This is a genomic window from Rhodococcus sp. NPDC057529, from assembly GCF_042802055.1.
Taxonomy (GTDB): Bacteria; Actinomycetota; Actinomycetes; order Mycobacteriales; family Mycobacteriaceae; genus Rhodococcus_F.
This window is the reverse complement of record NZ_JBHVEY010000015.1, coordinates 198,427-215,869: the sequence shown is the minus strand read 5'-3', so window position 1 is coordinate 215,869 and position 17,443 is coordinate 198,427. Positions and strand designations below refer to the sequence as shown.

Below are 17,443 nucleotides of genomic sequence, written 5' to 3'. Positions count from 1 at the left end.
CGTTTCTAAGAAGTCAGCGATGAGTTCACCGACCCCGATTGGTCCCGGAGACTGGCCGGCGCGCGCCTATCCGCTGTCGCCCGCACAGATGGGGATGTGGCTCGCGCAGCGCGTCGACCCTGCCGTTCCCGTGTCGGTCGCCCAATACGTCGACATCCGCGGCGCGCTGAACCGTAGTGCTCTCGCGTCGGCGTGTGCTCGCGCCGCAGCCGAGTTCGAGTCGTTCTTCCTGCAGATCACGGAGGTCGACGGGCAACCGCGGCAGTGGGTGGATCCGAGTCTCGAGGCGACCGTCGGCTACGTCGACTTCCGGGACGCTCCGGAACCCGAAACGTCGGCGCATGCGTGGATGCGCGCCGAGTCCGCCGATCCGATCGACGTCCGGCGCGACCGTCTGACGGTCTCGTTCGTTCTTCACGTCGGACGCGACCATTACTTCTGGTATTCGCGCGCCCACCACGTCGCGCTGGACGGTTTCGGGTCCATCACCATGGTCTACCGGATCGCCGCGCTCTACACGGCCGCGGTGCACGGACTGCCGCCGCCCGCGAGCAGAACCCTCGGCCTGCGACGCATTCACGACCTCGAGATCGACTACCGCGACTCGACCCGCCGGGACGCCGACCGGGCGTACTGGACCTCCACGATGCGTGGCGTCACCCGCCCGAGCACCCTCGCGCGCGACTCCGCGCCTGCGGCCGCCGGTTCCCGGGACGTCAGCGGAACGTTGTCCACCGAACTGGTCGATCGGCTGGAGAAATGCGCGGCCGCGCACGGGGTCAATCCTGCGACACTCACGGTCTGCGCGGTCGCCGGCTATCTGGCGCGCATGACCGGCCAGGACGACGTCACGCTCAGCCTGCCGGTGTCGGCTCGCACGACGGCGGCGCTGCGCCGGTCCGGCGGGATGGTGTCCAATATTGTGCCGCTGCGGATCCCGGGTGCGGGGACGGCGACCGTCGGTGATCTGGTGGCCCGCACGCGTCTCGTGATGTCGGGTGCCCTGCGGCATCAGCGGTACCGGCACGAGGACATCCGCGCCGATGTGGGAGACGCGCTGTCCGGGCCGCGACTGTTCGGCCCCGCCGTCAACATCATGCTTTTTCCGGAGGAACTCGAACTCGGTTCCCTGCGGAGTCACTTGCATGTGCTGTCCTCGGGTCCGATCGAGGACCTGCTGGTGAACCTGTACCGCTCCGGACCCCACGGACGCGTGCACCTGGACTTCAAGGCGAATCCGCGCCTGTATTCGCAGGACGAGCTGGACGGTCACCACACGAGATTCCTGCGGTACTTCCAGCGCTTCCTCGACGCCGAGACCGCGCACCCGATCGGTGCTCTCCCCGTCCTCACGGAGAACGAAACGGCGGCGCTGGTCCCCTACCCCGGACCGCCGGACAGTGTGCCGGTCACTCTCGCCGACGTGTTCCGCGCTGCTGCCGCCCGGGACCCGGACGCGACGTCCGTCGTCTGCGCCGGCCGGGAGGTCACCTACCGGGAGCTCGACGAGTGGTCGGATCGGATCGCGGCGACGCTGGCACGGTTCGGCGTCGGGCTCGGCGACGTCGTGGCGCTGGCGTTCCCCCGGTCCTTCGACTATCTCTGCGCGGTCTGGGCCGTCGCGAAGACGGGAGCCGCATTCCTGCCGGTGGACCCGACGTACCCGGCGCCGCGTGTTCGGCACATGCTCGACGACTCCCGCGCGACGATCGGGTTGACCTCCGCGGAGTTCGCCTCGACGTTGCCGGACGGCACCGAGTGGCTGCTGCTCGACGAGGCCGCCCGCTCTGGAAATCCCGGTTTCGGCACGCCGGCAACACGACTCGACGACGCCGCGTATTTCATCTACACGTCCGGATCGACCGGCACCCCCAAGGGGGTGGTGGTCACGCACCGCGGGATCGCGAATCTGGTCTCCACGCAGCGCATCCGACTCGACCTCGACCGGTCGGCGAGGGTTCTGCACGTCGCGTCGCCGAGTTTCGACGCCTCGGTCTTCGAGATGCTGATGGCCTTCGGTTCCGGTGCCGCACTGGTCGTCGCTCCGCCCGCGGCATACGGCGGATCCCCTCTGGCGCAGCTGATGACCACCGAAACAGTCACCCACGTGGTGCTCACCCCGTCGGTGCTGGCATCGATGGAGCCCGCCGACGTCGAAGGTCTGCGCACCCTGGTCGTCGCCGGGGAGGCGTGCCCACCGGAACTGGTGTCGCGGTGGGCGTCCCGATGCCGGATGATCGACGCCTACGGCCCGGCGGAGACGACCGTCATGGCGACCGTCAGCGACCCGCTCCACGGCTCCGCACCGGTCACCATCGGCCGGCCGATCGACGGCACCAGGGTGGTGGTCCTCGATCACCGGCTCCGCCCGGTCCCGGTCGGCGTGGCCGGCGAACTGTACGTCGCGGGGGCCGCCCTTGCCCGCGGGTATCACCGCAGGGCCCGGCAGACATCGGAACGGTTCGTCGCCGATCCGTACGGACCGCCGGGCACCCGCATGTACCGCACCGGCGACACGGTCCGCTGGACCCGCGACCACGAACTCGAGTACCTCGGCCGCAGCGACGAGCAGGTGAACCTCCGGGGCCTGCGCGTCGAGCCCGGGGAGATCGACGCCACGCTCCGCCGGCATCCGGCGGTTCGGTTCGCCGTCACCGTGATTCGCTCACAGGCCACCGGTGATCGGCTCGTGTCGTACGTGGACGCCGACGCCGTGACGGAGCGGGAGTTGCTGTCGTTCCTCACCGCCGAACTGCCCCCGCATCTCGTGCCTGCCGACGTCGTCGTGCTCCCCCACCTTCCGCTGACCCCGTCCGGCAAGCTGGATCGCGCTGCCCTTCCCGAGCCGCACGCCCGGTCGGCTACCAACCTCGCTCCCGAGGGAGCCCGGGAACGGACGCTCCACGCCCTCTACGCCGACATCCTCGGGACGTCCGATTTCGGTGTGGACGAGTCGTTCTTCGCGCTCGGCGGCGACAGCATCATGGCGATTCAACTGGCCGCCCGGGCGCGGAGCGCCGGAATCTCGTTCACCCCGCGCGACGTGTTCGAGCAGCGGACAGTGTCCCGGCTCAGCGTCGTCGCCGGCGACGACCGAAGCGGACCGACCCTCGAGGAGCTTCCCGGCGGCGGGATCGGCGAGATGCCGCTCACCCCGGCGGCCCGGTTCCTCCTCGACCGCGTCGGGGTGGTCGACCGGTATGCCCAGGCCGTGGTGGTGGAATTGCCACGGGGTGTGGACGCGCAGAAGCTGCACACGGTGATCGGCGCCGTCGTCGATCGGCACGACGCGCTGCGGGCGCGCCTCGGACGCCGCTCCGACGGGACGGCGTTCCTCACGGTGAGTCCGGCCGGCACACCGCTGCCGGACGACACGATCACGCGGGTCGCGCTCCCCGTCGACGCGGACCTCGCGCAGCGGACGCGGGACGAGCACGAGACCGCGGTCCGGCGGCTGAATCCGGTTGCGGGCGTGATGATGCAGTGCATCTGGCTCGATCCCGGAGCGGCTGATACCACCCGTCGTGGGCGGCTGCTCTTCGTCGCGCATCACCTGGTGATCGACGGAGTCTCGTGGCGAATCCTGATCGGCGACCTCGCCGACGTGTGGGCGCAACTCGAATCGGGAGCGTCGCCCAGCCTTCCCCCTGTCGGCACGTCGCTGCGCCGGTGGGCGCACGGACTGGCCGAGGAGGCGCAGAGCCCCGGCCGCAGGTCCGAACTGCCCTTCTGGCGCGCCATGACCGCGGCGGAGGATCCGCCGCTCGGCATCCGGCCACTCGACCCAAGACGTGACGTGAATTCGACGGTGGACCGGATTCACGCGAGAACCTCCGCAATGCACTCGGTCCTCATCGACCTTCCGGCCGCCTTCCGCTGTGATGTCAACGACGCCCTGCTCACCGCCCTCGCCCTCGCGCTCGCGCAGTGGCAACGTCGCCGCGGTCGACCGGCCACGGTGCCGACGATCCGGCTCGAGGGTCACGGCCGCGAGGAGGCGGTGCTGCCCGGTGCCGATCTCTCGCGCACCGTCGGGTGGTTCACCAGTATTTTTCCGATCCGTCTCGATCTGCAGGACCTCGACCTCGACGATGCCGGCACCGCCATCACGGTGGTCAAGGAACAGTTGCGTGCGGTGCCCGACAAGGGCGTCGGCTACGGCCTGCTGCGGCGCGCGGGGGACGAGACCGGCCAGATCGCGTTCAATTACCTCGGGCGGCTCGACAGCGCTGATTCCGAACGTGATTGGCGGCCCGTGCGGGACGGCACCGCCGTGTTCGCCTCCGCCGAACCGTCGATGCCGGTCACCGCCCTGATCGACATCACCGCGTTCACCAGTCACGGCGTCCTCGACGCCACGTTCGCGTTCCCGACGGGTGCGATTGCGGCCGAGGACGTGCAGGCTCTGGCCGATCTGTGGGAGCAGGCGCTGACAGCCCTCGCCGCGGTGGCGCGTTCTCCGCACACGAGTGGGCTCACTCCGTCCGATCTGCCGCTGGTCGCCGTGGACCGCGAAGACATCGAGGAGTGGAAACGCGACCGGCCGGGCCTGCTCGACGTGTGGCCGCTGACGCCGTTGCAGTCGGGGCTGCTGTTCCACGCGGCGCTCGCAGGTGCGGAGGGCGATCCGTACGCGATGCAGGTGGTCCTGAGCCTGTCCGGGCACCTCGACCGGGACCGGCTCCGAAACGCGTGCAGCGCCGTCCTCGCAAGGCACGCGAATCTGCGCACCGCGTTCGTGCGCGACGGTCGCGGCGTCCCGGTGCAACTCGTACTCGGCGACGTGCCGCCGCGGTGGCGGCACGTCGACGTCACCGACCGCGACGCCGAGGAGATCCTGCTCGACGACCGCACCACCCGCTTCGACCTGTCGGCCCCACCGCTGGTTCGCTTCACCCTGCTGTCGCAGGGGCCGGACCGTGCCGAATTGGCGATCACCGCCCACCACATCGTGCTGGACGGCTGGTCGATGCCGCTGCTGGTGCGTGAACTCTTCACCGCCTACCGACGCGGTGACTCCCGCACCGAGCGACCGGATTCGAGCCCCTATCGCGACTTCCTGGAGTGGCTCGCGGCGAGGGACACCGACGCCTCGGCGCGGGCGTGGGCGGCTGCGCTCGACGGCATCACCGAGCCGGCCGCCCCGGCGGACGACGCCCCCACCCCGTCCGAGTCGGTGCTGGAGATGAGCGAGGAGGACACCCGCACGCTGACGGCCCGCGCGAGCGAACTCGGAGTCACGCTGAGCACGATCGTGAAGGCGGCCTGGGGGATCGTCCTCGGGCAGGCGACCGGACGCGACGACGTCGTGATCGGGGAGGCCGTCTCCGGCAGGCCCCCGGAACTCGCCGGCGTGGAGAGCGCGGTGGGATTGTTCGTCAACACCGTCCCCGTGCGGATACCCCTCGATCCCGGCATCGACGTCGCCACCCTGCTCACCCGGCTGCAGGCCGAGCACGTTCACCTTCTCGAACACCACTGGCTGGGCCTCGCAGACATTCAGCGGGCGGCCGGGGTGACGCCCCTGTTCGACACGCTGGTCGCGTTCGAGTCGTACCCCGTCGATCGCACCGCGCTGCCGGAACCTCTGGACGGTCTCATCCTGGACGGCGTTCGCGCACACGATGCCTCGCACTACGCCGTGACGCTCGCGGTGACCGCGGCCCCGACCCTGCGGCTGACGGCGAAATGCAGGTCACACCGGTACGACGGCGAGGCCCTGCTCGCGCGGGTCGGCCGCGTGCTCGACGGCATCTGCCGGGATCCGCACGTCGGGGTCGGCGACCTCGATCTTCTCGGTGCGGCGGAGCGGGAGCGGGTGCTGCGCACCTGGAACGCGACGGACGCACCGGTGCCCTCGGCCACCCTGGTGGACCTGTTCGACGCGCAGGTCCAGCGTTCGCCCGGTGCCGTGGCGGTGGTGTTCGGCGCGGATCGGTTGACGTACAAGGAGTTCGACGCACGGGTGAACCGGCTGGCCCGGTATCTCGCGGCGAGGGGCGTGGGACCGGAAAGCGTCGTCGGGGTGGCGGTTCCCCGTTCGATTCGGCTGCTCGTCGCGCTGCACGCGGTGCTGAAGGCCGGCGGCGCGTACCTGCCCGTGGACCTCGAGCATCCGCTCGGACGCACCACCCTCGTACTCGACTCGGCAGCACTGGTCCTCACGTCCGGTACCGGGAACGGCACGGTGCCGGACGGAGTCGCAGTCGTGGATCTCGACCGGCTGGACGTCGCGGGATACGACCCCCGCCCGGTCGAGGATGCCGAGAGACGCGCACCGCTGCGCCCGGCGAACGCGGCGTACGTGATCTACACGTCCGGTTCCACGGGACGACCCAAGGGCGTGACGGTGACCCACGCGATGATGGTCAACCAGTTCCGGTGGGCGCAGACGCTGACGCCGCTCGACGGTACCGATGCGGTGCTGCACAAGACGCCGCTCACGTTCGACATCTCCGCATGGGAACTGTTCTGGCCCTTACACACCGGCGCACGGGTGGTGATCGCCGAGCCCGGCGGACACCAGGACCCCGGCTATCTCGCGCGGACCGTAGCTCAGCAATCGATCACGACGCTCCACGTCGTTCCGTCGATGCTCGACGCCTTCCTCGAGCACTGCGGGTCGCAGGTACCCCCGACCGTGCGTCGCGTGTATTCGGCGGGCGAGTCGCTGCCCGCTGCCACGGCAGCACGGTTCGCGGAACGCAGTGCCGCTGCGCTCTACAACTGGTACGGCCCGTGCGAGGCGGCGGCCGCCACGTCCGAGTCGGTCGACGGCAACGAGATCGGCGCGACGGTCTCCCTCGGCGGCCCCGTCCACAACGTACGTACGTATGTGCTCGACCGCCGGCTGCGACCGGTGCCGGTCGGGACGAGCGGCGAGTTGTACCTTGCCGGTTCGTACCTGGCGCGCGGTTACGCCGGACGCCCCGACCTGACCGCCGAACGTTTCGTCGCCGAACCGTTCGGTGGAACGGGCGCGCGGATGTATCGCACCGGCGACGTGGTGCGGTGGAACGAGGCGGGCAGGCTCGAGTACCTCGGGCGCAGCGACTTCCAGATCAAACTCCGCGGCCAGCGCATCGAACCCGGCGAGATCGAAACCGCGTTGACGTCCGACCCGGCGGTGACCCGAGCGGCGGTCACCGTGCATCGCGACCGGGACGCCGGAGACCGGCTGATCGCGTACGTCGTAACCGCGGACGGTGTACCGCCGGACGAGCGCCGGATCACCGGCCGTCTCGCCGGACTGCTCCCGGCCTACATGATCCCCTCCGCCGTCGTCCCGCTTCCCGAACTGCCCGTCACGTCCAGCGGAAAGCTGGATCGCGCCGCCCTGCCGGAACCGGCGCCCGCGAGGCCTGCGTCCGATCCGCCCGCCACCCCCACCGAGGACGTGATCGCGTTCGTGTTCGCGGAGGTGACCGGCACCGCGTCCGTGGGACGGGGCGACAACTTCTTCGCCGCCGGAGGAAACTCGCTGACCGCGGCGCAGGCCGCCGCCCGCGTCGGAGCGGCGCTGGGAACCACCGTCGACCTCCGCGCACTGTTCGACCACCCCACGGTCGCGGAACTGTCGGCGTATCTCGCGGACCGCGCACACGAGACCGCGCAGGCGCCCCTGGTCGCCCGTGCCCCGGCCGCCCACGTGCCGCTGTCCCTCGCCCAGCAGCGCCTGTGGTTCCTGAACCGGCTCGACGGACACTCGGCCACCGACAGCATTCCCGTCGTGCTCCGCCTCACCGGCTCCGTCGACGAAACGGCCTTGTGTGCGGCCGTGCGTGATGTGATCGACCGCCACGAACCCCTGCGCACCGTCTATCCCGAGCACGACGGGATCCCGTGCCAGCACGTTCTCCCCGCGACCGCCGTGCCGCCGTGCACGGTGCGGAAGACGGCGGACCCCGCCGGCCGGGTGGGGGAAATGCTGGCGGCGGGATTCGACCTCACCGCCGAACCGCCGGTACGCGCCGAACTTCTCGCGGTCGGCACCGGCGAGTGGGTGCTCGCCCTCGTCGTCCACCACATCAGTGCCGACGGGTTCTCACTGGGACCGCTCGCCCGGGACGTGATGACGGCGTACCGCGCGCGGGCGCAGGGTGGCACACCGATGTGGACGCCACTGCCGGTCCGCTACGCCGACTACGCCCTCTGGCAGCGTGAATTGCGGGACCGGCAACCGGGTCTGGCGTACTGGACACAGACCCTGTCCGGGATGCCCGAACTGCTCACCCTGCCGTTCGACCGTCCCCGCCCGCCGGTTGCGACGCACCGCGGCGCCGATGTCGCGTTCACCCTCGACGCGCAGACGCACCGGCGGATTCGTGCCCTCGCGCGCACCCACGACGCCACCCCGTTCATGGTGGTGCACGCGGCGCTGGCCGTCCTCGCGGCCAGGCTCGGCGGTGCCGCGGACGTCGTGATCGGCACTCCGATCGCGGGGCGCGGGCCGCGCGCACTCGACGACCTCGTCGGGATGTTCGTCAACACGCTGGTGTTGCGGACGAACCTCGCACTCCACGACTCGTTCGCCGGCGCCCTCGCCTGCGTGCGGGACGTCGACCTCGCCGCCTACTCGCACTCGGACGTCTCGTTCGAGGAGATCGTGGAGGCGGTTGCGCCGGAGCGGTCGCGTGGTCGCAATCCGCTGTTCCAGTTGGCGCTCGCCTATCACAACACCGCACCGGTCGTGGTCGATCTGCCAGAGGTGTCCGCGTCCGTGGTCGAGATCGACACGCACACGGCGAAATTCGACCTCCAGCTCACCGTCACCGAATCGCTGGACGATCAGGGCGGCCCCGGACCCCTCTCCTGCGTCTTCACCTACGCCACCGATCTGTTCGACGAGGCCACCGTCTCCGAATTCGCGGACAGGTTCCGGCGGGTGCTCCACACCGCACTCGCCCATCCGACTGTCGTGATCGGCGACATCGACATCCGGGGCGGCGAGGAGAAACAGGCACGGCACGAAGGCCCGGCGTCATTGCCGCAACGGACACTTCCCGACCTGCTCTCCGCGGCCGTCGCATCCAATCCGGACGGTCCGGCGCTGACGGCGGACGGCCGGACCATGACGTACCGCGAACTGGATGCCGCGTCGAATCGTCTCGCCCGCGCGCTGATGCGGCGCGGGGCCGGACCCGAGACGATCGTCGCTCTCACGCTGCCGCGCTCGGCGCTGTCCGTCGTCTCGGTGTGGGCCGTCGCGAAGACCGGTGCCGCGTTCGTGCCCGTGGACCCGCGCTACCCCGCCGCGCGGATCGAGTACCTGCTGGGCGACTCCGGGGCCGCGCTCGGGCTGACCACCGTCACGGACCGCGAGGCCCTGCCGGCCGGGACGGATTGGCTGCTGCTCGACGACCCCGACTTCCGAACGGAGTGTCGCGGCTGCTCGCCGGCCGTGATCGCGGACTCCGAACGTTCACGTCCGCTGGAGGTGCGACATCCGGCGTACGTGATCTACACGTCCGGCTCGACGGGAAAACCCAAGGGTGTGACGGTGACTCACACCGGTCTCGCCGATTTCACGGCGGAGCAGCGGGACCGCTACGCGGTGACGGCGGCCTCGCGCACGCTGCATGCGTCGTCCCCCGGATTCGACGGCGCGGTGCTGGAGATTCTGCTCGCTCTCGGTGCGGGCGCGTGCATGGTGCTCACACCGCCGACGGTGCAGGGCGACGTGCCGCTCACGGACGTGCTGGCCGGTGAGCGGGTCAGCCACGTGTTCACCACGCCGACGGTTCTCGCGACGGTCGATCCCCACGACCTGCACGACCTGCGGGTGGTCGTGGTGGGCGGCGAACCCTGCCCGCCGGAACTCGTGAAAGTCTGGTCGCCACAGAAACATGTGTCGCTGTTCAACGGATACGGTCCGACCGAGACGACGGTGATGACGACGATCAGCGACCCGTTGGTGGCCGATCAGCCGGTCACCATCGGCCACCCGGTCCGCGGCGCCGCGGTGGTCCTGCTGGATGCGCGCCTGCACCCGGTTCCGACGGGGGTGGCCGGCGAACTCTACCTCTGCGGTCCGGGCGTCGCGCGCGGCTACCATCGCAGGCCCGCGCTCACCGCCGCACGGTTCGTCGCCTGCCCGTTCGGCGTTGCCGGGGAACGGATGTACCGGACCGGCGACGTCGGCCGGTGGCGCCGGGACGGGTCGATCGAGTACCTGTACCGCAATGATGCGCAGGTCGAATTGCGGGGTGTGCGGATCGAACTCGGCGAGATCGACGCGACCCTCCTCACCCACCCGGGCGTGCGGTTCGCGGCGACGGATGTGCGCGAACTGCGCGACGGTGTCGACGCACTCGTGTCGTACGTGCTCCCGGAGCGGGGCGAGACGGTCGATCCGGATCAGCTGATCCGCTGTGCGTCGACGCGCCTGCCCGCACCGCTGGTACCCGCGATCGTCGTCGTGGTGGACGCCGTGCCGCTCACCGTCAACGGGAAACTGGACCGCTCGGCGCTGCCCGACCCCGTTCCGGCGGCAACCGACTTCGAGGCCCCACACACACCTGCCGAACGGGTGGTGGCGGCAGTGTTCGCCGAGATCCTCGGGCTCGACCTCGTGGGGCGCGACGAGAATTTCTTCGCCCTCGGCGGCACGTCGCTGTCCGCGACGCGCGCGGTGTCCCGGATCGGTGCCGCGCTGGAGACGTCGGTGCCGGTGCGCGCGGTGTTCGACACCCCGACCGTCTCCGCACTCGCGGCGGCCGTCACCGAGCAGACCGACGGCGCGACGCACGTGCCCCTGACCGTGCGCCCGCGCCCGCCCCGCGTGCCGCTGTCGCCTGCGCAGCAACGACTGTGGTTCCTCGCCCGCCTCGCACCCTGCTCCCCCGACTACAACATCCCGATGGTGCTGCGGCTCGACGGAACACTCGACATCGCCGCCCTCACCGCGGCCGTGGCGGATGTGGTCGGCAGGCACGAACCGCTGCGCACCCTGTACCCGGACAGTGACGGCGTCGCGTACCAGCAGGTGATCCCGGTTGCGCGGGCCACCCCGTCCCTCCGGCCGATACCCGTGGCCCGGGGCGACGTCGCCGCACGAGTCGCGACGTTCGCGTCGCAGGGTTTCACGCTGGGCGCCGAACCGCCGATCCGCGCCCGGCTGTTCGCCGTCGCCGCCGACGAGTGGGTGCTCGCCGTCATGGTCCACCACATCAGCGCGGACGGGTTCTCGGTGCCGCTGCTCGTCCGCGACCTGATGACCGCCTACGAGGCGCGGGTCGCGGGCGACGCGCCGCGGTGGGCCAAACTGCCCGTCCAGTACACGGACTACACCCTGTGGCAGCACGAACTGCTGGGCGAGAGCGACGATCCGCAGTCCGTCGCGGCGCGGGAACTGTCGTACTGGAAGGACACGTTGTCCGGTGCACCGGAACAGTTGTCGCTGCCCACCGACCGGCCGCATCCGGCCATCGCGTCGCACCGCGGCGGCACCGTCGACTTCGCGCTCGACGACGCGCTCTACCGCGCCGTCGAGCACACCGCGTCGACGTGCGCCGTCACCCCGTTCATGGTGGTGCACACCGTGTTCGCCGTGCTGCTCGCGAAGCTGAGCGGGTCCACGGACATCGTGATCGGCACCCCCGTCGCCGGACGCGGAGATCAGGCGCTCGACGAACTGGTGGGCATGTTCGTCAACAACCTGGTCCTGCGCACGGAGGTGAGTCCGGCGGAAAGCTTCGCGGACCTGCTCGGCCGGGTACGGGAAGACGACCTCGACGCGTTCGCGCACTCCACCGTCCCGTTCGAGACCGTGGTCGAGGCGCTCGATCCCACCCGGTCACGCGCCCGCAATCCCCTGTTCCAGGTGGCCCTGGCGTTCCAGAACCTCGACCACACCCCGCTCACCCTGCCCGGGCTGCGGGTGTCGGCGACGACTCCCCCTCCCGGGTCGGCCCGATTCGACCTGCAACTCACCGTGACCGCCGATCCCGGCCCGTCGACGGAACGCACCCGGCGCACGGCCGTGTTCACCTACGCCACCGATCTGTTCGACCATCACACGGTCGTGGATCTCGGGGAACGTTTCCTCCGGACGTTGAGCGAGGCTGTCGCGCACCCGCATCGGGCTGTCGGCGACCTCGCCCTCGTCGATCCGGATCCGGATGTTCCCACCACGACGCCGTCCTCCGGTGAGACCCTCGTCGATCTGTTCGAGCGGCACGTCGCCACGTCGCCGGACGCGGATGCCGTCGTCGCCGGCGACCGCGTGCTCACCTACGGTGCACTCGACCGCGAGATCAATCGGCTCGCCCGCCATCTGATCGGCGCAGGTGCGGGCCCGGAGTCTTTGGTGGGATTGGCGATTCGCCGCTCCGCCGACCTCCTCGTCGCAATGTACGCGGTCGCGAAAACGGGCGCGGCGTACGTGCCGATCGACCCCGACCAGCCCGCGCAGCGCAACGCCCAGATCATCCGGGCGTCGAACGCGCGGGTCGTCCTCACCACCGAACGCGATCGGTTCGACCTCGCCGACGTCCTGCCCGCGGACACACGGCTCGTCGTCGTCGACCGGGTGGACCTGTCCGGGGTCGATCCGTCGCCGATTTCCGACCGCGACCGCACCGCTCCCCTGAGAGCACAGAACCCCGCGTACGTGATCCACACGTCGGGATCGACGGGCACCCCCAAGGGGGTCGTCGTGACCCATGCGGCCGTCGTGAGTTTTCTGAACTGGCGGCAGGACACCGACCCGCTCGGCGCCGGCGACACGGTGATACTCAAGCTGCAGTACACATTCGACGCCTCGGTCCGCGAATTCTGGTGGCCGCTGATCGCCGGTGCACGGCTGGTGATCGCCCGACCGGAGGGCCACCGCGACCCCCGGCATCTCGCCGAGCTGATCGGACGGCACCGGGTGACCGCCGGATACTTCCTTCCGCTGATGCTGGCCGAGATCCTCGCGATCCCCGACGCGGATCTCACGTCACTGCGGCAGGTGTCCTGCGGCGGCGAGGTTCTGCCTGCGGACACCGCGCACAGTGTCCACACCCGGTGCCCGGGCACCGTGCTCTACAACGAGTACGGCCCTACCGAAACGGCCGTCGCCGTGACCCGCACGGTCGTCGGTCCTGTCGCTGCGACCGTCCCGATCGGTGTGCCGCAGAACGGTGTCGGTGCGCTCGTGCTGGATTCGCGGCTGCACCCGGTGCCTGTCGGCGTCCCGGGTGAGCTCTACCTGTCGGGCGCGCAGTTGGCCCGCGGGTATCTCGGGCAGCCGGGAACGACGGCCTCCCGGTTCCCGGCCAATCCGTGGGGGCCGCCCGGTCAGCGGATGTACCGGACCGGCGACGTGGTCCGTCGCCTGCGCGACGGCACGATCGACTACCTCGGCCGGCGGGACCTCCAGGTGAAGATCCGGGGTCAGCGCGTCGAACTCGAGGAGATCGAGACGGCACTGCGCCGCAACACCGCCGTCGCGCAGTCCGCGGCGGCCGTCTACGAATCCCCTGCCACGGGATCCCGGCTGGTCGGCTACGTCGTGCCGCGTCCGGGTGCGGACGTGGACACCCGTGCCGTGTCGGCGGAACTGGCGCTGCGACTGCCCCGGTACATGGTGCCCAACCAGATCGTGGTGCTGGAGGCACTGCCGTCGACACCCCACGGCAAACTGGATCGGCGCGCGCTCCCCGATCCGGGTGTGCCACGGGCGCAGCGGTTCCGTCCCCCGACGACCCGCACCGAGAAATTGGTCACCGCGGTGTTCGCGGACGTGCTGGGCACCGGACTGGTGGGGCTGGACGACAATTTCTTCGAGCTGGGCGGCAATTCGTTGTCCGCGACGAGGGCGGCGTCGCGGCTGCACACCTCGACGAACGTCGAGGTCCGCCTCGACTGGTTCTTCACCGACGCGACCGCGGAGAGCATCGCCGCGCGGATCTCGTCGAGTTTCGCCGCGGCCTCCGACGTCTCCGCGGCGCTCGAGGTGCTGCTGCCGCTGCGGGCGGACGGCGAGCGGGAGCCGCTGTTCTGCATCCATCCGGCCGTCGGGTTGGCCTGGTGCTATTCGGGATTGACCGTGCATCTGCGCCCCGACCGCGCGGTCTGGGGTGTGCAATCCCCCGCCGTGACCGAAGGCGGCGACCGGTTCACGACGATCACGGACCGTGCGGCGCGCTACGTGCAGGAGATCCGCCGCGTGCAGCCGCGGGGGCCGTACCACCTGCTCGGGTACTCCGTGGGTGGCGTGATCGCGCACGCGATGGCGGTCGAGTTGCGGTCGTGCGGCGAGGACGTGCGTGTGCTGGCGATGATCGACAGCTACGCGTCGGCGGAGCGCGGCGCCCCGGTACCGACACTGCCGGAATTGCTCGCCGAGTTCGGGGGCGACGCAGCGGAACAGCTGGGTCCGGAACAGTTGGCCCGGTTGTACGAGGACTACGTCGACGTCATCGACGCCGCCGCCGACTTCGCGCCCGGGCACTTCGACGGCAGCATGCTGTTCTTCGCCGCGGCCGGGGACGGCTCCCAACCCGTGGCCGCGTGCGCGACGTGGCGGCCGTGGATCGGCGGGGAGGTGATCGCCCACACCGTCGACCGCCCGCACGCGCAGATGACCGGCCCGGAGGCGCTGGCCGTCATCGGACCGATCCTGGCCGGCTACCTCGACGGCGCCTCAGCCGCCGACGGGGCGGAGAATCCACCAGCCACCCAGCGCGAGACAGCTCAGCGTGACGAGTAGGGACAATCCCACCCACACGATGCCGGGAACGTGGGTGAGCCGCGCCAACTGATCCGCGTCCGACTCCGGGGCCGCGCCGCGGGCGCGTTGACGCTGCAGTTCCAGGACCGGCCGCGGGGCGGCGACGAGCATGAACAGCGTGATCAGATAGGCCGCGGCCACCTGCTGGTCCTGCGTGCCGAACCATACGAGCCCGAACAGCAGCGCCCCGACCACTGTGAGGGAGAACAATCCGTACAGGTTCCGGACGAGGATCAGCATGGCCGCGAGAGCCACGACACCGATCCACAGCACCGCGACCGCGTGCTGGGTGCCCAGCACCCAGGCCGCGCCGAGCCCCAGAACGGCGGGACCCACGTAGCCGGCGAACGTCATGAGGACCACGCCGAGCCCGGTCGGTTTCCCGGACGAGATGGCCACACCCGACGTGTCCGAGTGCAACCGCACCCCCTTCAACGTGCGGCCGAACAGCAGGGCGACCACCAGGTGCGCACCCTCGTGCACGATGGTCACGACGTTGCGGGTGATTCGCCAGGCGTGCGGTTCGAGGACGAGGATCACCGCCACCACCGCCGTGACCTGAACGATCCAGGGAGCCGGCGCGGGGCTGACGGCGCTCATGCGCTCCCACAACGAGTGAATTCCAGTCATCGGCGCCGAGTGTACGGCGACCGGCTGATCACTCCCTGCGAGCCAGCTGGGGAATCAATCCGCCCGCGAGCACGTCGTCGATCTGACGTGGCGAGAGCCGATGACGCACCGGGATCTCCACGTCACGGGTCGCGTCGAGCAGGGTCAGACGGGGGCCGGAACGAATGGCCTCCCGCACTCCGTCGAGGACCAGCACGTCGTCCTGCCGGATCGTGTCGTAATCGTCCGGGTTCTCGAATTCGAGCGCGAGCACACCGAAGTTGGCGAGGTTCTGCCAGTGGATACGGGCGAACGAGGTGGCGATCACCGCATGCAATCCGAGGTACCGCGGGTGATCGCGGCATGCTCACGGGAGGAACCCTGCCCGTAGTTGTCGCCGCCGACGATGAAATGCCCGGTGGTCTTCGCCGTCTCCTCCGCGCGCGCCGGATAGGTCTCGTCGACCTGGGTGAACGTGAACCGGGACAACTTGGGAATGTTGGAGCGGAACGGCAGGGCCCGTGCCCCGGCCGGAGAGATCTCGTCGGTGGAGATGTTGTCACCGACCTTCAGGAGTACCGGAGCCTCGATGCGCTCGGGCAGGGGTGGAAACTCGGGCAGGGACGAGATGTTGGGTCCCTTCACGAGTTCGACGTGCCGAGCCTCTTCCTCCGGCAGCGGAGCCACCAGCATGGCCGTGTTGACGGTCGCGTGGTCCGGAAGTGTGATCTCCGGGTAGGGCATGCCCTCTTTCTCCGCCCAGTCCCGCGGGTCGGTGATCACCCCGGTAAGAGCCGATGCGGCGGCCGTCTCCGGTGAACACAGCCACACGGAATCCTCGCGGGTGCCCGAACGCCCCGGGAAATTGCGGGGCATCGTCCGGAGAGAATTCCGCCCGGTCGCCGGTGCCTGGCCCATGCCGATACAGCCCATGCACCCGGATTGGTGAATTCGCGCGCCTGCTACGACGAGTTCGAGCGTGGCGCCCATCTTGGTCAGATCGGCCAGGATCTCGCGCGAACTCGGATTGACGTCGAAGCTCACGCTCGGATCGGTCTGCCGCCCGGCCACCATGGCCGCCGCGATCGCGAAGTCGCGCAGTCCGGGATTGGCGGACGACCCGATCACCACCTGGCTGACGTCCTCGCCGGCGACGTCCCGGACGGGAACCACGTTTCCCGGTGACGACGGTTTCGCGATCAGCGGCTCGATCGTCGACAGGTCGAGGTGTTCGTGCACGTCGTACTCCGCGCCTGCATCGGCGAGCAGTTCCACGAAGTCGTCCTCCCTGCTCTCGGAGCGGAGGAAATCGCGGACGGCGTCGTCCGCGGGAAAGATGGACGTCGTGGCGCCCAGTTCGGCGCCCATGTTCGCGATGACGTGACGATCCATCGCCGTCAACGTCGCAAGCCCCTCCCCGTGGTATTCGATGATCCTGTTCAGCCCACCCTTCACCCCGTGGCGGCGGAGCATCTCGAGGATGACGTCTTTCGCCGAACTCCAGTCGGGGAGCCTGCCGGTCAACTCCACACCCCAGATCTGAGGCATCCGCAGGTGCAGGGGCTGACCCGCGATCGCCATGGCGACCTCGAGCCCACCGACGCCGATCGCGAGCATGCCCAGCGATCCGGCTGCCGGGGTGTGCGAGTCGGAACCGATCATCGTCTTGCCGGGAACACCGAAGCGCTGCATGTGGGTCGGATGAGAGACGCCGTTGCCCGGCTTCGAGAACCACAGCCCGTACCGCAGGGCGGCGGTGCGGAGGAATTCGTGGTCCTCGGCGTTCTTCTCGTCGGCCTGCAGCAGATTGTGATCGACGTACTGCACGCTCAACTCGGTCTTGATGCGGTCGAGGTGGAGCGCCTCGAGTTCCTGCATCACCAGGGTTCCGGTGGCGTCCTGGGTGAGGGTCTGATCGATCCGGATCGAGATCTCCTCGCCCGGTTCCATTCGGCCTTCGAGGAGGTGCGCACCGATGACTTTGCGGGCGACAGTGTCCGACATCGCTGATCCCTTCGTCGTCCTTCCAGGATGCGCCGGAGCGACGGCGAGGGCCAGCGGCCGGAACCGTCCGGCACTCGCCAGGACAATATTCGGCTTTCTACGCAAAATCGTAGA

General features: G+C 69.9%; 2 protein-coding genes and 1 pseudogene. 1 reads left to right on the top strand and 2 read right to left on the bottom strand.

Annotated features, from left to right (window positions below):
- Nucleotides 1–19 precede the first annotated feature (19 nt).
- Nucleotides 20–14,695, top strand: coding sequence for an amino acid adenylation domain-containing protein (locus ACFU5V_RS27940; protein WP_378703141.1), 14,676 nt, complete (start codon nt 20–22; stop codon nt 14,693–14,695).
- Here ACFU5V_RS27940 and ACFU5V_RS27935 read toward each other — a convergent pair.
- Nucleotides 14,630–15,346, bottom strand: coding sequence for a M50 family metallopeptidase (locus ACFU5V_RS27935; RefSeq protein WP_378703140.1), 717 nt, complete (start codon nt 15,344–15,346; stop codon nt 14,630–14,632). The genes ACFU5V_RS27940 and ACFU5V_RS27935 overlap by 66 nt on opposite strands.
- A gap of 28 nt (nt 15,347–15,374) precedes the next feature.
- Nucleotides 15,375–17,329, bottom strand: a pseudogene (locus ACFU5V_RS27930) (aconitate hydratase).
- Nucleotides 17,330–17,443 lie beyond the last annotated feature (114 nt).

Bases quoted from the DNA above. Each gene is read 5' to 3' on its own strand.
- ACFU5V_RS27940 (WP_378703141.1), top strand. From the start codon at position 20: ATGAGTTCACCGACCCCGATTGGTCCCGGAGACTGGCCGGCGCGCGCC.
- ACFU5V_RS27935 (WP_378703140.1), bottom strand. From the start codon at position 15,346: ATGACTGGAATTCACTCGTTGTGGGAGCGCATGAGCGCCGTCAGCCCC.